The sequence below is a fragment of the Agromyces sp. NPDC056523 genome (assembly GCF_042794545.1).
In the GTDB taxonomy this organism is placed as follows: Bacteria; Actinomycetota; Actinomycetes; order Actinomycetales; family Microbacteriaceae; genus Agromyces.
The window spans coordinates 781,981-807,596 of sequence record NZ_JBHTTM010000002.1 but is presented as its reverse complement, the minus strand read 5'-3'; the positions used below and the strand labels follow the sequence as shown (position 1 = coordinate 807,596).

17 protein-coding genes are annotated in these 25,616 nt (G+C 70.2%); 12 read left to right on the top strand and 5 right to left on the bottom strand.

Features of this window, described 5'->3' with window-relative positions; all coding sequences use genetic code 11:
* Window positions 1-12 precede the first annotated feature (12 nt).
* Window positions 13-858 (bottom strand): sugar phosphate isomerase/epimerase family protein, encoded by an 846-nt coding sequence (locus ACFQ58_RS10650; protein WP_376951046.1) that lies wholly within the window; start codon window positions 856-858, stop codon window positions 13-15.
* Between the two features lie 164 nt (window positions 859-1,022).
* Here ACFQ58_RS10650 and ACFQ58_RS10645 point away from each other — a divergent pair, with 164 nt between their 5' ends.
* From ACFQ58_RS10645 to ACFQ58_RS10620, 6 genes are all read left to right on the top strand, one after another.
* A complete protein-coding gene (locus tag ACFQ58_RS10645) occupies window positions 1,023-3,194 on the top strand; it encodes a bifunctional alpha,alpha-trehalose-phosphate synthase (UDP-forming)/trehalose-phosphatase (protein ID WP_376951125.1) in 2,172 nt (723 codons plus the stop codon).
* A 65-nt stretch (window positions 3,195-3,259) separates the two neighbouring features.
* Complete coding sequence (ilvD, locus tag ACFQ58_RS10640; protein ID WP_376951045.1) at window positions 3,260-4,954, top strand: dihydroxy-acid dehydratase; 1,695 nt, start codon at window positions 3,260-3,262, stop codon at window positions 4,952-4,954.
* 47 nt (window positions 4,955-5,001) lie between these two features.
* Window positions 5,002-6,813: an acetolactate synthase large subunit gene (locus tag ACFQ58_RS10635; protein WP_376951044.1), complete on the top strand. Its 1,812-nt coding sequence runs from the start codon at window positions 5,002-5,004 to the stop codon at window positions 6,811-6,813.
* 2 nt (window positions 6,814-6,815) lie between these two features.
* Window positions 6,816-7,325, top strand: a complete 510-nt coding sequence (ilvN, locus tag ACFQ58_RS10630) for an acetolactate synthase small subunit (RefSeq protein ID WP_092669432.1) — start codon at window positions 6,816-6,818, stop codon at window positions 7,323-7,325.
* A gap of 68 nt (window positions 7,326-7,393) precedes the next feature.
* Window positions 7,394-8,422 carry a ketol-acid reductoisomerase gene (ilvC, locus tag ACFQ58_RS10625; RefSeq protein ID WP_376951043.1) on the top strand — a complete coding sequence of 343 codons (1,029 nt, stop codon included), beginning with the start codon at window positions 7,394-7,396 and terminating at the stop codon, window positions 8,420-8,422.
* 128 nt (window positions 8,423-8,550) lie between these two features.
* Window positions 8,551-10,416 (top strand): bifunctional metallophosphatase/5'-nucleotidase, encoded by a 1,866-nt coding sequence (locus tag ACFQ58_RS10620; RefSeq protein WP_376951042.1) that lies wholly within the window; start codon window positions 8,551-8,553, stop codon window positions 10,414-10,416.
* Window positions 10,417-10,474: 58 nt separating this feature from the next.
* On the opposite strand, the gene ACFQ58_RS10615 is transcribed toward ACFQ58_RS10620, so the two are convergent.
* On the bottom strand, window positions 10,475-14,716 hold the full coding sequence (locus tag ACFQ58_RS10615; protein WP_376951041.1) for a BTAD domain-containing putative transcriptional regulator: 4,242 nt from the start codon (window positions 14,714-14,716) through the stop codon (window positions 10,475-10,477).
* A 114-nt stretch (window positions 14,717-14,830) separates the two neighbouring features.
* Between ACFQ58_RS10615 and ACFQ58_RS10610 the strand changes: the two genes are divergently transcribed.
* The gene (locus tag ACFQ58_RS10610) at window positions 14,831-15,226 is read left to right on the top strand and encodes a hypothetical protein (protein WP_376951040.1); all 396 of its coding nucleotides are present in this window, start codon (window positions 14,831-14,833) and stop codon (window positions 15,224-15,226) included.
* Window positions 15,227-15,268: 42 nt separating this feature from the next.
* Here ACFQ58_RS10610 and ACFQ58_RS10605 read toward each other — a convergent pair whose 3' ends face one another.
* Window positions 15,269-19,477 (bottom strand): BTAD domain-containing putative transcriptional regulator, encoded by a 4,209-nt coding sequence (locus ACFQ58_RS10605; protein ID WP_376951039.1) that lies wholly within the window; start codon window positions 19,475-19,477, stop codon window positions 15,269-15,271.
* A 391-nt stretch (window positions 19,478-19,868) separates the two neighbouring features.
* Here ACFQ58_RS10605 and ACFQ58_RS10600 point away from each other — a divergent pair, with 391 nt between their 5' ends.
* The 4 genes from ACFQ58_RS10600 (at window position 19,869) to serA (ending at window position 23,022) form a co-directional block, all read left to right on the top strand.
* On the top strand, window positions 19,869-20,327 hold the full coding sequence (locus ACFQ58_RS10600; RefSeq protein ID WP_376951038.1) for a hypothetical protein: 459 nt from the start codon (window positions 19,869-19,871) through the stop codon (window positions 20,325-20,327).
* Between the two features lie 102 nt (window positions 20,328-20,429).
* Complete coding sequence (locus ACFQ58_RS10595; RefSeq protein WP_376951037.1) at window positions 20,430-20,906, top strand: DNA polymerase III subunit gamma/tau; 477 nt, start codon at window positions 20,430-20,432, stop codon at window positions 20,904-20,906.
* A complete protein-coding gene (locus ACFQ58_RS10590; RefSeq protein WP_376951036.1) occupies window positions 20,903-21,265 on the top strand; it encodes a hypothetical protein in 363 nt (120 codons plus the stop codon). Before ACFQ58_RS10595 ends, ACFQ58_RS10590 begins: the two co-directional genes overlap by 4 nt.
* 164 nt (window positions 21,266-21,429) lie before the next feature.
* Window positions 21,430-23,022 (top strand): phosphoglycerate dehydrogenase, encoded by a 1,593-nt coding sequence (gene serA / locus ACFQ58_RS10585; RefSeq protein ID WP_376951035.1) that lies wholly within the window; start codon window positions 21,430-21,432, stop codon window positions 23,020-23,022.
* Here serA and ACFQ58_RS10580 read toward each other — a convergent pair.
* Entirely contained in the window at window positions 23,009-23,563 is a 555-nt protein-coding gene (locus tag ACFQ58_RS10580; protein WP_376951034.1) for a TetR/AcrR family transcriptional regulator, read from the bottom strand. The two genes, serA and ACFQ58_RS10580, sit on opposite strands and share 14 nt — an antisense overlap.
* An 80-nt stretch (window positions 23,564-23,643) precedes the next feature.
* Between ACFQ58_RS10580 and ACFQ58_RS10575 the strand changes: the two genes are divergently transcribed.
* Window positions 23,644-25,230: an MFS transporter gene (locus ACFQ58_RS10575; RefSeq protein ID WP_376951033.1), complete on the top strand. Its 1,587-nt coding sequence runs from the start codon at window positions 23,644-23,646 to the stop codon at window positions 25,228-25,230.
* Between the two features lie 34 nt (window positions 25,231-25,264).
* Here ACFQ58_RS10575 and ACFQ58_RS10570 read toward each other — a convergent pair whose 3' ends face one another.
* The gene (locus tag ACFQ58_RS10570) at window positions 25,265-25,528 is read right to left on the bottom strand and encodes a DUF6458 family protein (protein ID WP_376951032.1); all 264 of its coding nucleotides are present in this window, start codon (window positions 25,526-25,528) and stop codon (window positions 25,265-25,267) included.
* Window positions 25,529-25,616 lie beyond the last annotated feature (88 nt).

The following is a 25,616-nucleotide window of genomic DNA, read 5'->3' as shown; positions in this document are numbered from 1 at the left end:
GGTCGCCCGCGCTCAGCGCTGGCGACCGGGCAGGATCGCGTCGATCGCGCGTCGGAGCGGCGACTCGTGCGCCCGCGCGTCGGACGTGGCGGTGTGCTCGCGGGCGAACGCGACGGTCTCGCGCAGCATGTCGAGCCGCTCGGCCTCGGATCTCGCCTTCCGGGTGTTGATCTCGGCGACGACCGAGCCGTCCCAGCCGCGATCGGTGAGCATGCGCAGCGTCTCGGCGACCGGCTCGCGGCCGTGCCCGGGCAGCAGGTGCTCGTCGAAGATCTGGCCCTCGCCGATGGCGCCGGAACCGTCGCAGAGGTGCACGTGGCGGAGGCGGTCGCCCAGGTCCTCCGCGTACTTCAGGCTGTTCACGCCCGACAGCGCCGCGTGCGAGAAGTCGAGGGTGACCGCGTCGCAGTCCATGTCGCGCGGATCCCACCCGGGCATGTACGCCTTCATGTTCCGGCCGGCGGCTCGCCACGGGAACATGTTCTCGACCGCGATCTCGACGCCGTGCTCGGCGGAGAGGTCGCGCACGATCGAGAGGAACTCGAGCGCGTAGCTCGCCTGCCAGCGGAACGGCGGGTGGACCACGACCGCGTCGGCGCCCACGGCCTTGGTCAGCTCGGCGGTCCGCGCGAGCTTCACTCGCGGATCGCGCCCCCACACGAAGTGCGTGAGGAGCAGGACAGGCGCGTGGATCGAGAGGATCGGCAGTTCCCAGCGCTCGGACATCTCGACGAGGCCGTCGGCCTGCTGGGTGGTGACCTCCTGCGTCACCATGATCTCTATGCCGTCGAACCCGGCCTCCTTCGCCAGACGGAAGGCATGCTCGGGTTCGAGTGGATACACGCAGGTGGTGCTCATACCGATACGGATCATGAGGTTTCGCAGTCTAACCCGGAACGCTGGGCACGCGGTGGGACCTGTGGGGACTGTTAGCCTGAATCGCGAGCCGTCCGCGAGGAGGACCCGCCGCCGTGAATCCCGCCAACGACGCCGCCGCGCCGAACACCGCCCCCGTCTACGACATGGTGGTCGTGTCGAACCGACTCCCGGTCGACTACCTCGGCGGCGAGGGCGCTGAGACGCGCTGGAAGGCCTCGCCGGGTGGGCTCGTGACCGCGCTCGAGCCCATCATGCGGGCCGCCGACGGCGCTTGGGTCGGATGGACCGGCGTCGCCGATCGGGAGTTCGTCCCCTTCGAGCACGAGGGCATCACGATCGTGCCGGTGCCGCTGTCGGCCGATGAGGTCGAGGACTACTACGAGGGCTTCTCCAACGACACGCTCTGGCCGCTCTACCACGACGTGATCGCGCCGCCGCGGTACCACCGCGAGTGGTGGGATGCCTACGTGCGGGTCAACCGGCGATTCGCCGAGGCCGCCGCGAACGCCGCCTCCGACGGCGCCGTGGTGTGGGTGCAGGACTACCAGCTCCAGCTCGTGCCGCGCATGCTCCGCGAGATCCGCCCCGACCTCGTGATCGGATTCTTCAACCACATCCCGTTCCCGGCGTACGGCATCTACTCGCAGCTGCCCTGGCGGCGCCAGGTCATCGCCGGACTCCTGGGCGCCGACGTGATCGGGTTCCAGCGTGCCGCCGACGCGGGCAACTTCTCGCGTGCGGTTCGCCGTCTCTTCGGCTACCGCACCCGCGGCACGGTCATCGATCTCCGCGACGACGAGGGCGACGTCCGCCACGTGGTCGCCCGGCACTTCCCGATCTCCATCGACGCCGCGGCCTTCGAGCAGATGGCACGCAAGCCCGAGGTGCAGGAGCGCGCCCGTGAGATCCGGAAGAGCCTCGGCGATCCCGACATCGTCATGCTCGGCGTCGACCGGCTCGACTACACCAAGGGCATCCGCCATCGGATGAAGGCCTTCGGCGAACTGCTGCGAGACGGTCGCCTCACCGTCCAGGAGGCCACGCTCGTCCAGGTCGCGAGCCCGTCGCGCGAACGCGTCGACACGTACCGGCAGTTGCGCGATGAGATCGAGCTGCAGGTCGGCCGGCTCAACGGCGACCACGCCACGCTCGGCCACCAGGCGATCAGCTACCTGCACCACGGCTACCCGCGCGAGGAGATGGCGGCGCTCTACCTCGCGGCCGATGTCATGCTCGTCACGGCCCTTCGCGACGGCATGAACCTGGTCGCCAAGGAGTACGTCGCGAGTCGCTACGACGATGACGGCGTGCTGGTGCTCAGCGAGTTCACGGGCGCCTCCGACGAGCTGCGCCAGGCGGTCCTCGTGAACCCGCACGACATCGACGGCCTCAAGGACGCGATGGTCGAGGCGGCGCGCATGCCCAAGCGCGAGCGCGCTCGCCGCATGCGCGCACTGCGCAAGCGCGTGCGCGACAACGACGTGGCCAACTGGTCCGCGACGTTCCTCGAGACGCTGACCGGAGCCGGTCCCATCTCCCCTGGCGTCCCGGACGCGCTGCGTGCTGCGATCGCCCGGTTCGCCGAGATCCCGCGCCTGCTCGTCGCGCTCGACTTCGACGGCACGCTCGCCCCGATCGTCGACCGACCCGACGATGCCCGCTCCACCGACCGCGCCCGCACCGCCGTCGAACGGCTCGCCGAGGCCGACGACACCCGCGTCGCGCTCGTCTCGGGTCGCGCGCTCGACAGCCTGAAGGATGTCGCGTCACCACCGGTCGCGGCCCTGTTGAGCGGATCGCACGGCGTGGAGCTCCAGCTCGACGGCGGCGGGGTCACCCTCGACCTGCGCGAGGGCGAGCTGACGAGCCTCGAGCAGCTCATCGAGATCGTCGAGGACGCGGCATCCGGGTCGGAGGGCGCCTGGGTCGAGCGCAAGCCCGCCGGTATCGCGTTGCACACCCGCAAGCTGAGCGCGACGGCCGGCGCCGCGCTGCAGCGCGCCGCGCGCGAGCGGGTGGACGCAGCCCTGCCCGGCCTGTCGACCCGAAGCGGGAAGAACGTGCTCGAGTTCGCGGTGCGGGCGAGCGACAAGGGCGAGGCGCTCACGCGGCTCCGCCAGCACGTCGGAGCCGACGCGGTGCTCTACGTCGGCGACGACATCACCGACGAGGATGCGTTCGCGACGCTCGAGACCGACGACGTCGGCGTCAAGGTGGGGCAGGGCAAGTCCCTCGCCGCGTTCCGCCTCCGTGGCCCCGACGATGTCGCCGAACTGCTGGAACTGCTCGCCGATCGGCGGGACGCCGCCCTCTGAGACCGGCCTCCCGACCCCTGCGCCCCAGGCGAAACGGCCCGTCGCGGGCCTCTAGACTCGACGATATGTCGGAGATCGATCCCAAGCCCCGCAGTCGCGTCGTCACGGATGGCATCGAGGCCACCACGAGCCGGGGCATGCTCCGGGCGGTCGGCATGGGCGACGCCGACTGGGACAAGCCGCAGGTCGGCATCGCCAGCTCGTGGAACGAGATCACCCCCTGCAACCTCTCGCTCGCGCGACTCGCGCAGGCCGCGAAGGAGGGCGTGCACGCCGGCGGGGGATACCCGCTGCAGTTCGGCACCGTCTCCGTCTCCGACGGCATCTCGATGGGTCACGAGGGCATGCACTTCTCGCTCGTCTCGCGCGAGGTCATCGCCGACTCGGTCGAGGTCGTCATGCAGGCCGAGCGGCTCGACGGCTCGGTGCTCCTGGCCGGCTGCGACAAGTCCATCCCCGGCATGCTCATGGCGGCGGCGCGGCTCGACCTCTCGTCGGTGTTCCTCTACGCGGGCTCGATCGCGCCCGGCTGGGTGCGGCTCGAGGACGGCACCGAGAAGGACATCACGATCATCGACTCGTTCGAGGCGGTCGGCGCGGTCAAGGCCGGAAAGATGAGCGAGGCCGACGCCAAGCGCATCGAGTGCGCGTTCGCACCCGGCGAGGGTGCGTGCGGCGGCATGTACACGGCGAACACCATGGCCTCGGTCGCCGAAGCGCTCGGCCTCTCGCTGCCGGGGTCCGCATCGCCCGCCTCGGCAGACCGCCGTCGCGACTACTACGCGCACCGCTCGGGCGAAGCCGTCGTCAACCTGTTGAAGACCGGCATCACCGCCCGCCAGATCCTCACCAAGAAGGCGTTCGAGAACGCGATCGCCGTCGGCATGGCGCTCGGCGGTTCGACGAACATCGTCCTGCACCTGCTCGCCATCGCGCGCGAGGCCGACGTCGAGCTCACGCTCGACGACTTCAACCGGATCGGCTCCAAGGTGCCGCACATCGGCGACCTCAAGCCGTTCGGCAAGTACGTCATGAACGACGTCGACCGCCGCGGCGGCCTGCCGGTGCTCATGAAGGCGCTGCTCGACGCCGGGCTCATGCACGGCGACGCGCTCACCGTCACCGGCAAGACGCTCGCCGAGAACCTCGCCGAGATGGACATCCCGCCGCTCGACGGCGAGGTGCTGCGCTCGCTCGACGACCCCATCCACCAGACGGGCGGACTCACCATCCTGCACGGCTCGCTCGCCCCCGAAGGCGCCGTCGTCAAGACCGCCGGGTTCGACGCCGCCACGTTCGAGGGCCCCGCCCGCGTGTTCGAGCGCGAACGTGCCGCGATGGACGCCCTCACCAACGGCGAGATCACGCACGGCGATGTCGTGGTGATCCGCTATGAGGGCCCGAAGGGCGGCCCCGGCATGCGCGAGATGCTCGCCATCACGGCCGCCATCAAGGGCGCTGGGCTCGGAAAAGATGTACTACTCTTGACGGACGGTCGATTCTCAGGCGGCACAACCGGCCTGTGCATCGGCCACATAGCACCCGAGGCGGTCGACCAAGGTCCGATCGCCTTCGTGCGCGATGGTGATCTGATTCGGGTCGATATCGCGGCTCGTTCCATCGACCTACTGGTCGACGAGGCCGAGCTGGCAGCCCGCCGTGACGGCTGGGCTCCGCTTCCCCCGCGCTACACCCGAGGCGTCCTCGCGAAGTACTCCAAGCTCGTGCGCTCCGCTGCCGAAGGCGCGACCACGGGCTGAGACGTTTCGCCTGTCCCGAACACCTAGCCACCATGAACAGGAACCGAATGACCACGGAATCCGCACCCGTGCCATCGCCCGCCAGCCTGTCGCAGTCGCACGGCAGCCCCGAGGTGCTCACCGGAGCCCAGGCCGTCGTCCGCTCGCTCGAACTGCTCGGCATCACCGATGTCTTCGGGCTGCCCGGCGGCGCGATCCTCCCCGTCTACGACCCGCTGCTCGACAGCCGCAAGCTGCGGCACATCCTGGTGCGCCACGAGCAGGGCGCCGGTCACGCCGCCGAGGGCTACGCCTCGGCGACCGGCAAGCTCGGCGTCGCGATCGCCACGTCCGGCCCCGGCGCGACGAACCTCGTCACCGCGATCGCCGACGCGCACATGGACTCCGTGCCGCTGCTCGCGATCACCGGCCAGGTGTTCTCGAACCTGATGGGCACCGACGCGTTCCAGGAGGCCGACATCGTCGGCATCACGATGCCGATCACGAAGCACTCGTTCCTGGTCAAGCGCGCCGAGGACATCCCGGCGACGATCGCCTCCGCGGCGCACATCGCCTCCACCGGTCGTCCCGGCCCGGTGCTCGTGGACATCACGAAGGACGCCCAGCAGGCGACGTTCTCCTTCAGCTGGCCGCCCAAGCTCGACCTCCCCGGCTACCGGCCGATCACGAAGGCGCACGGCAAGCAGGTGCTCGCCGCGGCGCAGCTCATCGCCGAGGCCAAGCGTCCCGTGCTCTACGTGGGCGGCGGCATCATCCGAGCCGGCGCGTCCGCCGAGCTGGTCGCCCTGGCCGAGGCGACGAAGGCCCCGGTCGTCACGACGCTCATGGCGCGTGGGGCGTTCCCCGACTCGCACCCGCAGCACCTCGGCATGCCGGGTATGCACGGCACGGTTCCCGCAGTGCTGGCGCTGCAGGAGGCCGACCTGCTCGTCGCGCTCGGCGCACGGTTCGACGACCGCGTGACGGGCAAGGCCCCGCTGTTCGCCCCCGGCGCCAAGGTCGTGCACGTCGACATCGATCCCGCCGAGATCTCCAAGATCCGCACTGCAGACGTGCCGATCGTGGGCGACGCGAAGGACGTGCTCGTCGACCTGCTCGCCGCGTACCAGGAGACCATCAAGACGACCGCGCCCGACGTCGCGGACTGGTGGGCCACGCTCGACGGCCTGCGCACAGAGTACCCGCTCGGCTTCTCGCCGACCTCCGACGGGCTCCTCGCCCCGCAGTACGTGATCCAGCGGATCGGCGAGCTGACCGGACCCGAGGGCGTCTACGCCGCCGGCGTCGGCCAGCACCAGATGTGGGCGGCCCAGTTCATCAAGTACGAGCGGCCGAACTCGTGGCTGAACTCCGGCGGAGCGGGCACCATGGGCTACGCCGTCCCGGCGGCCATGGGTGCCAAGGTCGCCGAGCCGAACCGCACCGTGTGGGCGATCGACGGCGACGGATGCTTCCAGATGACCAACCAGGAGCTCGCGACCTGCACGCTCAACGACATCCCGATCAAGGTCGCGGTCATCAACAACTCCTCGCTCGGCATGGTGCGCCAGTGGCAGACGCTGTTCTACGACGGCCGCTACTCGAACACCGACCTGAACACGGGCCACGACACCGTGCGCGTGCCCGACTTCGTGAAGATGGCCGAGGCCTACGGCGCGCTCGGCATCCGCGTCACGAAGGAGGAGGAGGTCGACGCGGCGATCAAGCTCGCGCTCGAGACCAACGACCGGCCGGTCGTCATCGACTTCGTCGTGTCGGCCGACGCCATGGTGTGGCCGATGGTGCCGCAGGGCGTGTCGAACAGCTACGTGCAGTACGCCCGCGACCACTCGCCGGCGTTCAGCGAGGAGGAGGACTGATCATGTCGACCCACGTGCTCTCCCTCCTCGTCGAGGACAAGCCCGGCCTGCTGACCCGCGTCGCGGGGCTGTTCGCTCGCCGCGGCTTCAACATCGAATCGCTCGCGGTGGGCCACTCCGAGATCGACGGCCTCTCGCGCATCACCGTCGTGGTCGACGTCGAGGACCTCCCGCTCGAACAGGTGACCAAGCAGCTGAACAAGCTCGTGAACGTCATCAAGATCGTCGAGCTCGACCCCGCGCAGTCGGTGCAGCGCGAGCACCTGCTCATCAAGGTGCGCGTCGACAACTCGACGCGCTCGGCCGTGCTCGAGGCCGTCAACCTCTTCCGCGCCCGCGTCGTCGACGTGTCCACCGACGCGCTCGTGATCGAGGTCACCGGCGACTCCGGCAAGACGACCGCGCTGCTGAAGGTCCTCGAGCCCTATGGCATCAAGGAGATCGCGCAGTCCGGGCTCCTCGCGATCGGGCGCGGCGGCAAGTCGATCACCGAGCGCGTCTTCAAGAGCTGATCCCGGATGGCGCGACGCGCGTCGCGCCATCCGCTCATCGAACCCAACCAAGGAGAAAGAACCGCAACATGGCTGAGATCTACTACGACAAGGACGCCGACCTCTCGCTCATCCAGGGCAAGAAGGTCGCCGTCATCGGCTACGGCTCGCAGGGCCACGCGCACGCGCAGAACCTCCGCGACTCCGGCGTCCAGGTCGTCGTCGGCCTGAAGGACGACTCCAAGTCCAAGCCCAAGGCCGAGGAGGCCGGCTTCGAGGTCAAGAACGTCGCCGACGCCGCGGCGTGGGCCGACGTCGTCGTCATCCTGGCGCCCGACCAGTTCCAGCGCCACATCTACGCCGACTCGGTCAAGGACCAGCTCGCCCCGGGCAACGCGCTCGTCTTCGGCCACGGCTTCAACGTCCGCTTCGGCTACATCGAGGCGCCCGAGGGCGTCGACGTGATCCTCGTGGCGCCGAAGGCCCCCGGCCACACGGTGCGCCGCGAGTTCGTCGCGGGCCGTGGCATCCCCGACATCATCGCCGTCGAGCAGGATGCCTCGGGCAGCGCCTGGGACCTCGCGAAGTCGTACGCCAAGGCCATCGGCGGCACTCGCGCAGGCGTCATCAAGACGACCTTCACCGAGGAGACCGAGACCGACCTGTTCGGCGAGCAGTCCGTGCTCTGCGGCGGCGTCTCGCAGCTCGTGCAGTACGGCTTCGAGACCCTGACCGAGGCCGGCTACCAGCCCGAGATCGCCTACTTCGAGGTGCTCCACGAGCTCAAGCTCATCGTCGACCTCATGTGGGAGGGCGGCATCTCCAAGCAGCGGTGGTCGGTCTCCGACACGGCCGAGTACGGCGACTACGTCTCGGGCCCGCGCGTCATCGACCCGCACGTCAAGGAGAACATGCAGGCTGTGCTCGCCGACATCCAGTCGGGCGCGTTCGCCAAGCGCTTCATCGACGACCAGGACAACGGCGGCAAGGAGTTCCTCGAGCTCCGCGCCAAGGGCGAGGGCCACCCCATCGAGACCACCGGTCGCGACCTCCGCAAGCTCTTCTCGTGGACCCAGGTCGACGAGGACGACTATGTGGACGGCGAGGTCGCTCGCTAGCGCGAGCGGACCTACCGACACCGAACGGCCCGTCCCGGATGCTCGGGGCGGGCCGTTCGCGTGCGCAGATGAGCGAATTCGATCGGGCCCCTTGTCATGGGCCAGCGCGGCGTGATCGCATCCTCTCCATGACCCGACACACTCACCCTGAGCCCACCCCGCGCTGGTGCTCCTGCGCCGTCCCCGACGACGAGGTCGAGCCCAGGACCTCCGGCTCCGGCTTCAGCCGCCGCAACCTGATCGTCGGCGCGTCCGCGGCCTCCGTGCTCGCGGCCGCGGGCTGGCCCGGCGTCGCCCAAGCCGCCCCCCGCGACGGATCCCTGACCATCACGATCATGGGCACCTCCGACCTGCACAGCAACGCCGTCAACTGGGACTACTACAAGGACGCCACCTACAGCGACAGCGCCGGCAACGCCATCGGCCTCGCACGCGTCTCGAGCGTCGTGAAGCAGATCCGCGCCGATCGCGGCCGCGAGCACACGCTCCTGTTCGATGCCGGCGACACGATCCAGGGCTCGCCGCTCGGGTTCTACTACGCGCTCGTCGATCCGGTGACCGAGAGCGGCGCCATCCACCCCATCGCGGCCCAGATGAACGCCATCGGCTACGACGCCGTCGCGCTCGGCAACCACGAGTTCAACTACGGGCTCGACTTCCTCGACTACTGGATCTCGCAGATGGACGCCGACGTGCTCGCCGCCAACGCGGTGCACGCCGGCACCAAGGTGCCCGCCTTCACGCCGTACACGATCAAGACCATGAAGGTGCAGGGGCACCCGCCGATCCGCGTCGGCGTGCTCGGCCTCACCAACCCGGGCGTCGTGATCTGGGACAAGGCGAACGTCAGCGGCAGGATCGAGGTGCTCGACCTGGTCGAGGCCGCGGCCCGATGGGTTCCGGTCATGCGCCGAGAGGGCGCCGACGTGGTCGTCGTGAGCGCCCACTCGGGGGAGAGCGGCACGTCGTCGTACGGCGGCGACCTGCCCGTCGAGAACGCGGCCAGGCTCGTCGCCGAGCAGGTGCCCGGCATCGACGCCATCCTCTTCGGGCACGCCCATCAGGACGTGCCCGAGCGGATCGTGACCAATGCCGCGACCGGTCGCACGGTCGTGATGAGCGAGCCGAAGAACTGGGGGCAGCGACTCAGCGTCTTCGACCTCGACCTCGAGTTCGTCCGGGGCAGGTGGAGCGTCACGTCGGGCTCCGCGCGCACGATCAACACCAACACCGTGGTCGACGACCCGGCGCTCGTGGCCGTCGTGCGCGCCCAGCATGATGCGGTCGTCAAGTACGTCAACACGCCGGTCGCCGTCTCGACCGAGGCGCTGTCGGCCGCCGAGGCGTGCTGGAAGGACACCGCGATCCTCGACTACGTGAACCAGGTGCAGACCGCGACCGTCGCGGCCGCCGTGGCCGGCACGCCCGAGGCATCCCTGCCCATCGTGTCGATCGCGGCGCCGTTCAACCGCGGGGCCACGTTCCCGGCCGGCGAGGTGACCATCAAGGATGTCGCGGGGCTGTACATCTACGACAACACGCTGCTGGCCTCGATCCTCACCGGTGCGCAGATCAAGGACTACCTCGAGTACTCGGCCAAGTACTTCGCCCAGGTGGCCCCCGACACCCCGGTCGCGCCGGCGAGCTGGACGAACGCGGGGACCCCGTCGACGCCCGACTACAACTACGACCAGTTCTCTGGCGTCGACTACGGCGTCGACATCTCGCAGCCGGTCGGGTCGCGCATCGTCGGCCTCTCTTACGGCGGTGCGCCGGTCGCGCCCGACCAGAAGTTCCTCGTCGCGGTCAACAACTACCGGCAGTCGGGTGGCGGCGGGTTCCCCCACATCGCGACCGCACCGGTGGTCTACAACGCCCAGGTGGCGATCCGCGAAGCCATCGTGTCCTACGCCTCGGCGCAGGGCACGATCGACCCGGCCGACTTCCACGTCGAGAACTGGCGGCTCGTCAGGAACGGCGTTCCCGTGTTCTGACCTGCGGCGATCGTCAGTCCGCGCGGCGGGGTCGGCTCGGCCGGCCCCGCCGTCGGCGTCAGTCGGCGGAATCGAAGCCGCAGGTGCTCTGCCGGTCACCGAGGTCGCCGAGGTAGGTGCGCCATTCGTTCTCGGTGAGATCGCGGCCGGCGATGCGGCAGACGTACTCGAACTGATGCGCGGGGTCGAGGTCCCACACGACGACACCCTCGGGCATCGAGACCGCCATCTCGTTCCCGTCCGGCCTGAGCACCGAGATCGCTCTCGTCCGACCGTCCGTTCGCAGGGGATCTCCGAGCCGCGTTCCCGTCGGTGCGTCGTAGAGCATGGCGCTGTCATCCGACGCGAGGACGAGGAGCGTTCGCGCCTCGCGACTGAGCGTCGGGAACGTCAAGCCGCCCGCGGCCCCCGGCACCGTCCCTGAACGGGACAGCGGCTCCGTGTCGAATCGCCCCATGCGGTTGTCCTCGAGCGTGATCAGGTCTCCGCCGTCCAGGAGGACCTGCGCCTTGAGATCGAGCGGTCGGGTGGAGAGGATCCGGTGGGCGTCGTCCTCGAGGTCGACGATGGCGAGGAACTCGCCGCGCTCTCCGTGCATCATCGTGTCGGTGGTCTCACTGTTGAGCCCGTCGTTCCAGTACATCACGGCCAATCGCGAACCGTCCGGCGATTCGGACAGCCAGCGTGGGAAGCCCTCGACGCCCCACGAATCGCCGATGGCCCGGCCGGTCTCGGGATCGTATTCCTGGATCTTGGCGTCCGTTCGGACGACCTGGAGCCGGCTGCCATCGAGCGACGGCCAGAAGCTGGCGGCGTTCCAGACTCCCTCGCCGACCGGTCGCCCGGAGGCGACATCGATGGTCCGGAAGACCTCTTCGGCGTCGAAGCGAGCATGGAGCCGCCCGCCGCTCGTCCAGACCATGCGGCTCACCGGTTCGGAGAATCGGTACCGGATATCGCCTGTTGCGGTGTCGATGATGGAGACGTCGTCCCAGACGTCGGTCGATTCCGCGCCGAAGAGCTGGGGAGCCGTGAGGATCGAACTGTCCTCGAACGAGTACCGACCGACGACCATCCGGCCGGCTGCCACGAGTCGGTGGCTCGGTCCGTTCCCGTCGAGTTGCATGCGCGAGACGATCGGATGGCTGCCGCTGATGGTGGTCAAACGGGTGCCGTCGTCGCTGACGTGCATGCTGCCGACTTGGCCGTGCAACGGCGCGAGTTCCTCGTCCGGCAGTGGCGATCCGTCCGCGAGATCGAAGACCGAGATGCGCCCGGACAGGCTGCCGCAGTAGACGCGCTCGACCTGTTCAGAGGCGGCGAGCCAGTTGCACGGGGTCGGCGGAGGTACGGGAATCGCCGTGTCCCAGACCACGCGGCCGCTTGCGGCATCGAACGCGATCAGCCGCCGGTCGCCCGACGCGATGACCATCCCGGATCCTACGACCGTCATGTCCACGTGGGCGGCGAGCCCCGGGACGCGGAGCGTCCGGGCGATCGTACCGCTGAGTGGATCGACCACCTCGACGCGCCCGTCGATCCTGCCGACCAGCAGCCGGGCATCCGCGTCGAATGCGAGGGCGGCCGCATAGGAGTCCGGCACGAGCGGGATCGTCACCTGCCCATCGACGACCCGGGTGCGTCCGTCTCGAGGAGTGACCAGGCTCACCCTGCCGTCGCGTGCGTCGGCGATCGCGACGACGGAGCCGTCTGCGTTGATCGCGAGTGCACCGGTGCCCGCCTGAAGACGCGTCGGCCCGAGGATCCGCTCGCCACTCCCGAGGTCGAACACGATCAACTCCGACTGCGGCGAGGTCCCGTACCAGGCGACCCCGTTGGGCTGCGTCTCCGCGGGCCACAGCACCGCGGCGATCCTCGCGTCACCGCTCACCTCCACGAGGGGGCGTGGCTGGCTCCACTCGGGCTCGAAGCCGAGGTCGAGCCGGCGCACCACCTCGCCCGTCTCGGCCTCGCGAACTGCCGCGCCACCGTCGTTCGTCACGATGAGCACCTGCTCCGTGCCGGGGATGAGGCTCCCGAACGCCGTCCCGCCATCAGCGACCACCGCGTTGCCGAGGAACCCGCCCGCACCCTGCAGCACGCCCATGAGCCCCGCCCGCGTCCGAGGATCGTCGGGCCATCGGCGGTACGCCTCGGCGGCGAGCAGCGCGGAGACGTCGCGTTCAGAGGTCCGGAGGGCGAGTGCGGAACCGACCAGTGCTTCGATCGAGGCGCTGTCCCGCTGCACGCTCGCTTCACGCGAGGCGACCACGGCGACGGATCCCGCGCCGACCAAGAGCACGATCAGGCCCGCCGCGACTCCGAGCAGCGTCCGCAGGCGCCGGTTCTGGCGCCGGTCGCGCCGCGAACGCTCCTCGAGTTGCGTCACCTCTGCGGTCGCGCGCGCAGCCGACGCCTCGAGGTACTCCCGTTCGACGCCCGTCAGGTCCCTCGGCCCGGCATCCCGCCAATCGACGGCGGCCTGGAGGCGCGCGCCTCGGAGGAGGTCGTCCTCGGGCCGACCCGCCGAGCTCCACGCGTCCGCCGCAGCAGCCACCGACGCGAGGATTCGTGCGCCGTCGGCATCCTCCTCGAGCCACGCGCGGAGGCGCGGCCACGCCGTCGCGAGCGACTCGTGCGCGACCTGGACGGAGTCCGCTTCGGCGGTGACGAGCCGGGATCGCGCCAGCATGGAGAGCACCTGCTCCCGCGAGGCATCCGCTCGGAGCGCCTTCGACGGCACTCGGCGGCGGATCGGACTGCCGTCGGGCGCGAGGGCCACGATTCGCAGCAGGAGGTGTCGGCACGTCACGCGCTGCTCCACGTCCATCGACTCGTACAAGCGGTCGGCGGACTGCGCGATCGCGCCCGAGATGCCTCCGGACGCCTCGTAGCCGACGACGGTGAGCGTCGCGCCCTCGCGGCGCACCCAGGTCTCGACCAGCGCGTGGGACAGGTGGGGGAGTGCGCCTGCCTCGCCCGCGGCATCCCGCAGGAGCAGTTCGACGAGTCCCGACTCGAGGCGCAGGCCCGCCCGCCGGGCGGGCCGCTCGATCGCCTCGCGGAGCGACGCGGGGGCCATCGGGCCCACCAGGTGGACGCCTTCGGCGACGAGCGGTGCGAGGTCGGGGTGACCCGCGCAGTCGTCGAGGAAGTCGGAACGCACGACGAGGATGACGATGGTGCCCGTGAGCACACCTTGGGCGATCGCGCGCGCGGCCGAGTCGACGTCGGCCTCGCCGGCGTGGAAGACCTCCTCGAACTGGTCCACGACCACGACGTCGGTGCGTCCCGACCACACGGCGTGCTTGATCCGCACGTCGAGGTCGCGCTCGGGTGTCAGAACCACGACCTCGTCGCCGCGGCGACGCAGCGCCGGGACGATGCCGGCGCGGACGAGCGAGGACTTGCCACTGCCTGAGGCGCCGGACACGGCGAGGAAGTGCGACCTTCCGATTCGCGCCAGTGCGGCGTCGATGTCGGCATCGCGCCCGAAGAAGTCCTCCTCGTCCTCCACGCCGAAGGGCTGCAGCCCGCGATACGGGCAGGTGGTGCTCGGACTGGCGGGCGCGTCGCCCGGCTCGAGGGCATCGTCGTGCCGCAGGATGCCCAACTCGAGTTGCGCGAGCTCTGCACCGGGCTCTGCACCGAGTTCGTCCGCGAGTCGCTCGCGCGCCGCGCGGATCGCCGCCAGCGCGTCGGCCTGCCGGCCACTACGGTACAGCGCGGTGGCCAGCAGCACCCAGCGTCCTTCGCGCAGCGGAGCCTCGCGGACGAGGCGCTCGGCGTCCGCGACGGACGCGGCAGCTTCTCCGAGTCTGAGGCGCGCGTCCAGCCTGACCTCCTCGAGCTCCATCCGGACGGCATCGAGGCGCTCGGCTTCCACCACGGCGGGGGGCCAGGACGCGAGGTCCGCGTACGGCGAACCCCGCCAGAGCGCCAGCGCGCGCTCGGCAGCGTCGAGTGCGCGTGCGGGGTCCTCGTCGAGGTGGCGGCGAGCGGATGACGCGAATCGCTCGAAGCGCTCGGTGTCGACTGTGTCGGGGTCGATGCGCAGCCGGTACGCGCCCGGAGTCGTTTCGATCGCATCGCGTCCGATCGCCGCTCGAACCCGGCCGATGGACGCCTGCAGCTGTTTCGTCCAGGTGTCGGGGAGGCCGTCGCTCCAGAGCGCCTCCGCGAGCTCGTCGGTCGTGACCGGCCGACCAGCGCGTAGAACGAGCGCCGAGAGCACTGCGCGCTCCCTCGGACTCAATGAGGCTCCGTCGAGGCTGAGCGGACCGAAGACGCCGACGCTCATGCTCCGCATTGTTCGCCTGTGCGACGCCGCCGTCAACGACCGGCGCATACCGCGCATACCGCCTGCATACCGCCGGGGGGCGGCCGCATACCGGGTCGGCGCAACGTGGATGGCATGAACACCGCAACCACTACTCTTCGCCTCACCGCCGCCGCCGCAATCGTGGCGCTGGCGGGCACGCTCGCCGGATGCGCGACCGCCGAGAACGCGTCCGTGTCCGGCGGGTTGGCGGCGAACGCCGCCAACCGGGCCCAGATCTCGGCCGCCCTCCACCGGGCGATCGTCCATTCGGCCGCCGACCGGTACGTGAGCGAGCTGACGGTTCGCCACGAGCTCGCGACGCGATCGCTCCACCCCGCAGCCGACCGCTACGTGAACGAGCTCTCCGTCCGCGCGGACCTCGCCGCACGGTCGTCCCATGAAGCCGCCGACCGCTACGTGAACGAGCTCCTCGTCCACGCACGCATGGCCGCCGAGGGCGACGCTCCCGGCTGGTCCGCCGGCGAATGACGGGTACGAAGGCGGGCCGGCGACAGCCGGCCCGCCTTCGCGTCACCCCTCGCCGAACCCGCACGTCGAGCGGTACGGGCCGAAGTCGCCGAGGTAGGTGAGCCACTCGTCCTGGGTGAGGTCGCGGCCGGCCATCTTGCAGGCGGCATCCGCATGCGATGACGGCCGCAGATCCCACAGCGCGATGCCGCCCGGGACGTTCACGGCGAGTTCCGTTCCATCGGCGCGAATCACTCCCGAGTACACGCCGCCGGCGGGCCCGCTCCATTCTCCGGCCACCGTGATGGGCCCGCCGAGCTGTACGCCGCCGACGACGTCGTAGAGGGTGACCGTGTTGTCCAGGGAGTACGCACTCAGGACGCGGCCATCGGCGCTGACGCTCAGGGCGTCCAAGCCGCCGGTTGATCCGGGAAGGGCGCCGATCTTGGCGAACGTGTCAGCGTCGTGGCGGACGATGGATTGGTACCGGATCGTGCCGACGATCTCGTCCCGAGCCGTCATGGCCGTCAATCCGATTCTCACGAGGCCGGCCCGGACCCGCTCGCCCGTCTCCGCATCGAGAAGGACCGAACTGGGCACGAATTCGTTGTTCCAGCTCGTCACGAGCACGCGGTCGCCATCGGCGCTCGTCGAGATGTAGACCGGATAGACGCCGCCGGTCTGCATCGTCGGTTCGATGCGGCGGCCGGTCGCCGGATCGATGGTCCAGATCTCGCCGCCGGGCCGGCCGACATATACACGGTCGCCTGGGGCGTTCAGCCAGACGCTTTCTGCATCCTCGGGGAGCGGATCACCCGAGTATCGCTCTCCGGTCCGGATGTCGAGGTAGCCGGTTCGCTGAGGCCCGACCCCGCCGAAGTCGCCCAGCAGGGTGGACTCGCCCGCCCACATGACTCCGAACGAGGGCGCGGGAATGTCGAGGAGCAGTTCCTCGGTGCGTGTGTCGAGCACCGCGAACTCGCGGTAGTCGCCCCACCATTCCGCGCCATCGGTGCGGCGGGCGACGACGAGGGACGACCCTGCCGCGGAGTACCGATCACGGATCACCCAACCGGGCGCGATCACTCGGGTCACGGCGCCTGACTCGTCGAGCTTCCAGCGCGTGATCACCGCGGTGCGGCCGACGACCACGAGCTCCTGGCGATCTTCCACGACGGACATCGTCCCGACGAACCCGAGCTGCGGGTCGAAGGAGCGCTCGGTCGGCGCGCCGGTGTCGAGGCTTCGTTCGTCGATGTGTCCGAACAGGTCACCGCAGTACACGGTCTTGAGTTCGATGGAGACGGTGACCCACGGGCACGGATCGTCGGTCGTGGTCACGAGTTGCTGCGTCCAGTCGGCCCGCCCCACGTCGAGGTCGACGGACGAGATCCAGCGGTCCCCGGTCGTGACGACGCGCGTGTCGGACACGACCGCCATGGCGACATTCGTCGAGCCCGCGGGCATGGGCACCGTTGCGACGACGGCGGCATCGTCCGCGTCCACCAGTTGCAGCGGGCCCTCGACGGTGCCGTACACGAGCAGTCCGCCGGGCGTGAACCGCACCGCACCGGCCCGATCGGTGTTGCCCTGCGCGTCGTGGACGGAGGTCCCGGTGACCTGTCGGATGGAGCCGGTGTTCGCATCGATGATCCTCAGCATGCCGATCTCGTCGATCGCTGCGATCAGGTCACCCTCGTAGTTCATGGCGATGGAACTGAGCGGGAAGTCGAGCTCGATCGTCGGCCGGACCAGCAAGCCGGTCGCGAGGTCGGCGGTGGACAGATGGATCGCCACCTGCGTGTCGTCCTCATCGAAGATCCGCTCCGCGTAGGCGGCCCGGGCTCCATTTCCACTGACCGTCGGGCCGTATCGGGTGTCGAAGTCCTGCGCCGCATTGGGCAGGTCGACGTCGTACAACCGCCTACCGGAGTCGATGTCGTACACCGCCGCCCAATCCGGGGTCATCGCGACGGCGTGCCGCGTTCCTGGAATGTGCTCGCCCGACATCCGGTCCAGGTCGTCGAGATGCGTCGTCGCGAGCAGACCGTGGGAACTCGTCATCGCGCCCATGAGCGCGGAGTGCGCACGAGCATCGTCGGGCCAGCGTCGATAGGCTTCCACCGCGAGCAGGGCCGCGACATCCCGGTCCGCGTCTCGAAGGGACGCCGACGTGCGCATGAGGGCCTCGATCTGGGCGGTCTCGCGCTGCTCGGCGGTCTCCTCCGATCCGGCGGCGACGAATCCGCCGGCGGTCACCGCGACGGCGAACAGTGCCACGGATGCCCCGAGCGCGACGCGCAGTCGACGGTTCTGCCTCCGGTCGTGCTGTGCGCGGTACTCGATCTCGTCGATCGCGGCGCGTTCCTGCGCCGCCGACGCCTCCAGGAAGGCGGACTCGGTGGGCGTGAGTTCGGGGGAGGCGGTATCCCGCCACGCGAGCGCCGTGTTGAGCCGGGATCCGCGGTACAGGTCCTCGTCCGGACGTCCGTCGGCCTCCCACGACTCGGCCGCCGTCGCGAGCGACTGCATGATCCGCACGCCCTCGGCGTCGTCCTCCAGCCAGCCGCGAAGTCGCGGCCACGCCGTCGCGAGCGACTCGTGCGCGACGACGAGCGAGTCCTCCTCGGTGCTCACCAGGCGGGCGCCTGCGAGGCTCGTGAGCACGCGATCGTGCGCGAGGTCCTTGCGCATCGGCCGGATCGGGATCCGCCGTCGCATCGGTGCGCCATCCGCACCGATCTCGACGAGGCGGAGGAAGGTGGAACGGCACGTCGCTCGGGCCTCGGGATCGAGCGACAGGTAGAGATGGTCGGCGGACTGGGCGATCGCGCCCGAGATGCCACCCGAGTCCTCGTAGCCCGAGACCGTGAGCGTGGTTCCCTCGCGACGGGCCCACGTCTCGACGAGGGCATGCGACACGTGCGGCAGCACGCCGGGCGCGCCGGCCGCATCGCGGAGGATGAGTTCCACCAGTCCGGGCTCGAGTCGAAGGCCTGCGAGCGCAGCGGGTTCCTCGATCGCGCTTCGAAGTCCCTCCGGCGTCAGCGGCCCGACGAGGTAGACGCCGCCTGCGAACAGCGGTCCGATACCGACCGCGGCGGCGCACGCGCTGAGGAAGTCCGCGCGGACGGCGATGATGACGTGACGGCCGTCCGCGACGGCCGCAGCGATCGACGAGCCCACCGCCTCGATGTGCGATTCCGCCAGTCCGGAATGGAACAGCTCCTCGAACTGGTCGATGACGACGACCGTTCCGGCGCGGTCCAGCGCCTCGTGCATGCGGTCGAGCGGAGCGGCCCCCGTGCCGATGATCACGACCTGTTCGCCGCGCGCCCGAAGCGCAGGGACGATGCCGGCGAGCAGCAGCGATGACTTCCCGCTGCCGGAGGCGCCCGAGATCGCGAGGAACGCCGAGCCGGCGAGTCGCTCGAGCGCGGCCCTCACATCGGCGTCTCGGCCGAAGAACTCGTCGGCGTCCTCCGTACCGAAGGGCTGGAGCCCACGATACGGACACGTGGCGTCGATGACCGGTACGGTCGACGGTGCCTCGAGCGAGACATCCTGGTTGAGGATCGAACTCTCCAGCGCGGTGAGCTCGGAGCCGGGGGAGATGCCCAGTTCGTCGGCCAGTCGCGTGCGGGCAGCGCGAAGGGCTGCGAGGGCATCGGCCTGCCGACCCGACCGGTACAGCGCGGTCGCGAGGATCGCCCACCCGCGCTCGCGGAGGGGATCGCTCCGCACCTGTCGCTCGGCATCGGGGACCACGGCCTGGTGCTCACCGTTCTCGAGGCGCGCCATGAGCAGGTCCTCTTCGGCGATCACTCGGATCTCGTCGAGCCGGTCCGCCTCGATGACGGCGGGGGGCCACTCCCCGAGATCGGAGTAGGGCCTGCCGCTCCAGAGGGCGAGCGCGCGCTCGATCAGGTCGACGGCGCGCGCGGGATCGCCGTTCGTGCGATGCGCCGCTGCGGCGTCGAGGAGCCCTTCGAATCGGACGACGTCGATGGAATCGCCGTCGACGCGCAGACGGTAGCCCGCCCGCGTCGTACCGACCGCCGCCGAGCCGAGTGCCCGACGGACGTGCACCACGAACGCCTGCACCTGCTTGCGCCACGTGGCGGGGACGTCGTCGCCCCACACCGCATCCGCCAGTTCGGACGGTGAGACGACATTCCCGGTTCGAAGGACGAGGACGGCGAGCAGCGAACGCTCCTTGGGGCTGAGCCGACCGCCGTCGATCGTGAGGTCACCGAGTACTCGGATCTCCACACCTGCAGTGTGTTCCCCGGCTGGCGGGGTGTCAACGATGGTCGAGCGAGAGCCATACCCGTTCCATACCGATGAGGGTCACGGGACCATACCGGCGCGAGTGACCCTGCGGTCATGAACACCACGAAGCGCACACGCATCCGGCCATAGCGCGTCGGCGAGCTCATCGGGGCTGACGATGGCGCCGGAACGGATGGCGAGGACCGAGAGGACGATGCGTTCCCTCGGGCTGATCGCCCTTCGTCGACTTCCACGGGCCCGAGTACCCGGACGCCCATGCAGGCAGTCTTCGCCGCCCCGAGAAGTCGTGTCAACATCCCGGTTCGAGGGGCATACCGGATGTATACCGTTCGCACCCCGGGGCCATACCGCCCGGACGGATGCTGCGAACATGAACACCACCGACACCACTCACCGGATCGGCCGCGTGGCCGCGATCCTCCTCGGATTCGTCGTCGCCTTCGCGTCGATCCCCGTTGCCCACTCGAGCGAGCTTCACCAGCTCGTGCTCACCGGACCCGACATCGCAGCGTCGCTGTTGGCGCCGTCGCAGAACGTGCGTCAGCTGGTGGAGGCCGATCGTGCGCCGGTCGCGGCGTCGGCGCTGGCGCCGACGGAGAACGTGCGTCAGATCGTCGAGGCGGATCGTGCGCCGGCCGCGGCGTCGGTCCTCGCACCTGCGCAGAACGTGCGTCAGTTGGTTGAGGCGGATCGCGCGCCGGCCGCGGCGTCGGCGCTGGCGCCGGCTGAGAATGTGCGTCAGCTGGTCGAGGCGGATCGTGCGCCGGCCGCGGCGTCGGCGCTGGCGCCGTCGCAGAACGTGCGTCAGAGCATGGAGGCAGACCGCTGAGTCGCCGCGTCAAGCGGTCGGCTGTGCCGAGAACCCGCAGCGGGGTCGTCGAAGGTCGACCCCGCTGTCCGTCGTCGTACGTCGCCTCGATAGGGTGATGGCATGGCTCGCGGTTCCGACGACGAGGAGGACGCCCTCCGCTGGGAGGGCGACGACGACGCCTCGCTCGCTCCCGGGTGGAAGCGGGTCGGCACGCCGGTCCCGGTCGCGTCGGCGGGAGCGACGGATGCCGCGACATCCGCATCGCCTTCGCCCGAAGGCGCGGCCGGCGATGACGATGACGCCGAGGCCCAGCCCGGCTCGGCCGAGCTCGTGCTGCTCGGCGTGTTCGGCGGGGTGTACCTCCTCTACACGCTCGGGTGGATCCTGAGTGTGCTGCGCGTGCAGAACACGGCGCAGGATCCGCTGGGGCAGTTCATGTTCGCGCTCGGGCTGTGGCTCGCGGTCCTCGCACCGGCGCTGTGGTTCGGCGTGACGTTCGCACTCACCCGCGGTCGCACGAAGACCCGGCTGGTCTGGCTGCTGGTCGGCGCCGTCGTGCTGCTGCCCATCGCGTTCGTGGCGGGGGTGACCGCATGAGCACCGCCGACGGGGTCACCGCGCCCGCGCCCGCGCGCCGCACGCCGTTCTGGCTCGAGCTGACGCTCGCCATCGCGTTCGGCCTCTTCTTCGCGTACGACGCGTGGGAGGGGGTCGGCAACCTCATCGGCATGGCGCAGGTCGCCTCGGCGCTCGAGACGTCGATCAGCGGGGTCGGATGGCTCGTGCTCGTCGCCGCGGCCGTGCTGCCCGTCGTGCTCTTCGCCGCCGCGTTCCTGCTCGGCCGCCGACGGACGGTCCCCGTCCAGGCCGCGCTCTACCTCTGCGGACTCGCGGTGTCGGCGGCGCTCTACCTCGACATCCTGCTCATGTTCGGTCCCGGCGCGCTGCTCGTTTGAGCACGGCGACGCAGGGACCGCGCTCGTCTGCGTGCGTCACACGATTCGGGAGCCGCGCCACGGCTGAAGTAGGCTGGCCGCGTCATCCGCGCCCCCGACGTCGTCGGCGCGACGTTCCGCGGTGCGTCGCATCGCAGCTTCCAATCGCAGTGAGGACCTGTCCGTTGAGCAAGCCGGTCGTGCTGATCGCCGAAGAACTCTCGCCCGCCACCGTCGACGCCCTCGGGCCCGACTTCGAGGTCCGCAACGTCGACGGTACCGACCGTCCGGCCCTGCTCGCGGCACTCGCCGACGCGAACGCGATCCTCGTCCGCTCGGCGACCAAGGTCGACGCCGAGGCGATCGGGGCCGCGCCGAAGCTGAAGGTCATCGCGCGCGCCGGCGTCGGCCTCGACAATGTCGACATCAAGACGGCGACCACCGCGGGTGTGATGGTTGTGAACGCGCCGACCTCGAACATCATCTCCGCGGCGGAGTTGACCGTCGGCCACATCCTGAGCCTCGCACGCCACATCCCCGCCGCGCACGCGGCGCTGGCGCAGGGGGAGTGGAAGCGAAGCGCCTACACCGGCGTCGAGCTCTACGAGAAGACTGTCGGCATCATCGGGCTCGGCCGCATCGGCGCGCTCATCGCCGCGCGCCTCCAGGCGTTCGGCGTCGAGGTCATCGCGTACGACCCGTACATCACGGCCGCACGCGCGCAGCAGCTCGGCGTGCAGACCGTGACGCTCGACGACCTGCTCGAGCGCAGCGACTTCATCACCATCCACATGCCGAAGACGCCCGAGACCACCGGCATGATCAGCACCGAGCAGCTTCAGAAGATGAAGCCGACCGCGTTCATCGTGAACGTCGCGCGCGGCGGACTCATCGACGAGGAGGCGCTGCACGATGCGCTCGCCGCGAAGACCATCGCCGGCGCCGGCCTCGACGTGTTCGTGCAGGAGCCCCCGAGGGAGTCGCCGCTGCTCGCGCTTCCCAACGTGATCGTCACGCCGCACCTCGGCGCCTCGACCGACGAGGCGCAGGAGAAGGCCGGCATCTCGGTCGCGAAGTCGGTGCGCCTCGCGCTCGCCGGCGAGCTCGTGCCCGATGCGGTGAACGTCGCCGGCGGCGTCATCGACCCCTACGTGCGTCCCGGCATCCCGCTCGTCGAGAAGCTCGGCCAGCTCTTCGCCGGCCTCGCGCAGGGCCCGCTCGAGAGCCTCGACGTCGAGGTGCACGGCGAGCTCGTCGACTACGACGTGAGCGTGCTCAAGCTCGCGGCGCTCAAGGGCCTGTTCACGAACGTCGTCAGCGAGACCGTCTCGTATGTCAACGCGCCGCTGCTCGCCGAGCAGCGCGGCGTCGCGGTGCGCCTCATCGCCGACGCCGAGAGCCCCGAGTACCGCAACGTGATCACGCTGCGCGGCGCACTCGCGGATGGCACGCAGGTGTCGGTCTCGGGCACGCTCACCGGTCCGAAGCAGATCGAGAAGCTCGTCGGCATCAACGGCTACGAGATCGAGGTGCCGATCGCCGACTACCACATCGTGATGATCTACACCGACCGCCCGGGCATCGTCGCGGTCTACGGCGGTGAGTTCGGCGAGGCCGGCATCAACATCGCGGGCATGCAGATCGCGCGGCGCGAGGCCGGCGGTCAGGCGCTCTCGGTGCTCACGGTGGACTCGCCCGTGCCGACCGAGGTGCTCGAGCGCGTGCGCACGGCGATCGACGCCGACGTGTTCGTCGAGGTCGACATCACGGAGTCGTAGCCAGCCGCTCCAGCAGCGCCACGAGCGCATCGAGTTGCGCCGGCGGCGGGGCGTCGACCCCGAGCTCGGGGTCTTGGCCGTGCAGTGCCGAGTCGTAGTACAGCCCGTCGCCGATCAGCGTGATGGCGAGTGCGACCGTCGGGTCGGGGACATGCCGCCTCACGGCCTCCAGCCAGCGCTGGCGCACCGACCGGATCATCTGCGCAGCGGGCTCATGCCCGGCCTGTGCGAGCCGCGTCGCCGCGACGCCTGCGCGATCGAGCGGTCCGCCGACCGTGATCGACGACCGGACGTAGTACGCGACGGGCCCCTCGGGAGCGAGCTCCAGCACCGTGATGTCCTCGTCGACGAGGCGTGAGAACCGCTCGAGCACGCCCTCGACGAGCGCCTCCCGGCTGGCGAAGTGGTAGAGGAGTCCGCCCTTCGAGACGCCGGCCGCCTTCGCGGTCGCATCGAGGGTCGCTGCGCGCTCGCCGGCGTCGATCAGGATGCGCTCGAACGCGTCGAGCACGGCGTCGCGGGCGGCGGGTGGGCGGCTCATGGCTCCGATCGTACCGAGCGTCCGCGGCCGATGGGATCTGATACTCTACCGTCCAGACGGTACAGTTATAGGACCCCGACATGAACCACGAGACGAACACGACCGCCTTCGCGACGCCGGATGCCGCGCCATCCGCACCCACGCATGCCGACCCCGGTCGGACCGCGGCCGGCGGGTCGCGCCGCCGCTGGCTCGCGCTCGCCGTCCTCATGCTGCCGGTGCTGCTCGTCTCGGTCGACAACACGGTCCTCAGCTTCGCGCTGCCCGAGATCGCGCGCGATCTCGGTCCGACCGCCACCCAGCAGCTCTGGATCATCGACGCGTACCCGCTCGTGCTCGCGGCGCTCCTCGTCGCGATGGGCAGCGCGGGCGACCGCTTCGGCCGCCGCCGCATGCTGCTCATCGGCTCGGTGGGCTTCGCGCTCGTCTCCATCGCGGCCGCGTTCGCGCCCACCGCCGAGGCGCTCATCGCCGCACGCGCGGCGCTCGGCTTCTTCGGCGCCATGCTCATGCCCTCGACGCTCTCGCTGCTCCGCTCGGTCTTCGTCGACCGCGAGCAGCGACGGGTCGCGATCGCGATCTGGGCGTCGGGCTTCGCGGCCGGCAGTGCGCTCGGGCCGATCGTCGGCGGCGTGCTGCTCGAGCACTTCGCCTGGGGGTCCGTGTTCCTGCTCGCGGTCCCCGTCCTCGTCCCGCTGCTGGTCCTGCTGCCGCTGCTGATCCCCGAGAGTCGCGATCCGGCGCCCGGCCGGATCGACGTGCCGAGCATCCTCCTGTCGCTCGCCGCCATGGGTGGCACGGTCTACGGCATCAAGCACCTCGCGACCGAGGGGCTCGACACGATCGGCCTCGCCGCGGTCGTCATCGGCCCGGTGCTCGGCGCGGTCTTCGTGCGCCGGCAGCTGCGGGCCGAGACGCCCATGCTCGACATGCGGCTCTTCCGCACCGGCTCGTTCGGCGGCGGCGTGGTCGTGAACCTGCTCAGCGTCATCGCGCTGGTCGGATTCCTCTTCTTCGTGTCGCAGCACCTGCAGCTGATCGCGGGGCTCTCGCCGGTCGAGGCGGGGCTCGCGCTCACGCCCGGGCTCGTGACGATGATCCTCGCCGGGCTCTCCGTGGTCCCGCTCGCCCGTCGCATCCGTCCACGCGTGCTCGTGCCGGTGGCGCTCACCATCTCGGCGGGCGGCTACCTCGTCGTCGCGCTCGCCGCCGATTCGGGCGTCGGATGGCTCGTCGCCGCGTTCGTGCTCCTCGGCCTCGGCATCGGCATCGCCGAGACCGTGTCCAACGAGCTCATCCTCTCGAGCGCTCCGCCCGCCAAGGCGGGGGCGGCGTCCGCGGTGTCCGAGACCGCGTACGAGCTCGGCGCTGTGCTCGGCACGGCCCTGCTCGGCAGCATCCTCGCCGCCTGGTACCGGTCGGCGATCGAGTTGCCGTCGTCGCTCACTGAGGCCCAGGCGGATGCCTCGCGCGAGACGCTCGCGGGCGCGGTGACCGTCGCCGAGTCGCTCTCGCCGGCCGACGCGGCCGCCCTCGCGACGTCGGCCGCGCACGCCTTCGACGGCGGCGTCGTGGTGACGGCGTTCATCGGCGTCGCCCTCATGATCGCCGCGGCGATCGTCGCCGCGACCACGCTGAACGAGCCGAAGGGCGCCGCCTCGGAGTGAGGCGGCGCCCTTCGGGGCCGGTCGGTCGACCGGGTCAGTAGGTGGTGCCGTCGTCCGTCTGCGACGTCTCGTTGCGCGTGACCCGCGAGCCCGTGGCCGGGTCGACGGTCGTCCGCGACGTCGAGACTGCGCTTCGACGGCGTACGAGCAGGATGATGCCGAGGATGATCACCACGGCGCCGGCGATCATCAGGATGTACCCGACCATCTGCAGGTTGATCCAGTCCACCGCCACGTTGAGCGCGAACGCGAACACGGCGCCGATGGCGAAGAGGACGATTCCGAGACCGAGACTCATAGGAGGTGCCTTTCACTCGGGCGGCGGGGAGCGCCGCTGTCAGGTGGCCGGCGATCACCCGCCACCTGAGGCCGAGTGTAGTGAGCGA

Bases quoted from the DNA above. Each gene is read 5' to 3' on its own strand.
- ilvC (WP_376951043.1), top strand. From the start codon at position 7,394: ATGGCTGAGATCTACTACGACAAGGACGCCGACCTCTCGCTCATCCAG.
- ACFQ58_RS10570 (WP_376951032.1), bottom strand. From the start codon at position 25,528: ATGAGTCTCGGTCTCGGAATCGTCCTCTTCGCCATCGGCGCCGTGTTC.
- ACFQ58_RS10620 (WP_376951042.1), top strand. From the start codon at position 8,551: ATGACCCGACACACTCACCCTGAGCCCACCCCGCGCTGGTGCTCCTGC.
- ACFQ58_RS10590 (WP_376951036.1), top strand. From the start codon at position 20,903: ATGAGCACCGCCGACGGGGTCACCGCGCCCGCGCCCGCGCGCCGCACG.
- ACFQ58_RS10575 (WP_376951033.1), top strand. From the start codon at position 23,644: ATGAACCACGAGACGAACACGACCGCCTTCGCGACGCCGGATGCCGCG.
- ilvN (WP_092669432.1), top strand. From the start codon at position 6,816: ATGTCGACCCACGTGCTCTCCCTCCTCGTCGAGGACAAGCCCGGCCTG.
- ACFQ58_RS10645 (WP_376951125.1), top strand. From the start codon at position 1,023: ATGGTGGTCGTGTCGAACCGACTCCCGGTCGACTACCTCGGCGGCGAG.
- ACFQ58_RS10635 (WP_376951044.1), top strand. From the start codon at position 5,002: ATGACCACGGAATCCGCACCCGTGCCATCGCCCGCCAGCCTGTCGCAG.
- ACFQ58_RS10610 (WP_376951040.1), top strand. From the start codon at position 14,831: ATGAACACCGCAACCACTACTCTTCGCCTCACCGCCGCCGCCGCAATC.
- ACFQ58_RS10615 (WP_376951041.1), bottom strand. From the start codon at position 14,716: ATGAGCGTCGGCGTCTTCGGTCCGCTCAGCCTCGACGGAGCCTCATTG.
- ACFQ58_RS10580 (WP_376951034.1), bottom strand. From the start codon at position 23,563: ATGAGCCGCCCACCCGCCGCCCGCGACGCCGTGCTCGACGCGTTCGAG.
- ACFQ58_RS10595 (WP_376951037.1), top strand. From the start codon at position 20,430: ATGGCTCGCGGTTCCGACGACGAGGAGGACGCCCTCCGCTGGGAGGGC.
- ilvD (WP_376951045.1), top strand. From the start codon at position 3,260: ATGTCGGAGATCGATCCCAAGCCCCGCAGTCGCGTCGTCACGGATGGC.
- ACFQ58_RS10600 (WP_376951038.1), top strand. From the start codon at position 19,869: ATGAACACCACCGACACCACTCACCGGATCGGCCGCGTGGCCGCGATC.
- ACFQ58_RS10650 (WP_376951046.1), bottom strand. From the start codon at position 858: ATGAGCACCACCTGCGTGTATCCACTCGAACCCGAGCATGCCTTCCGT.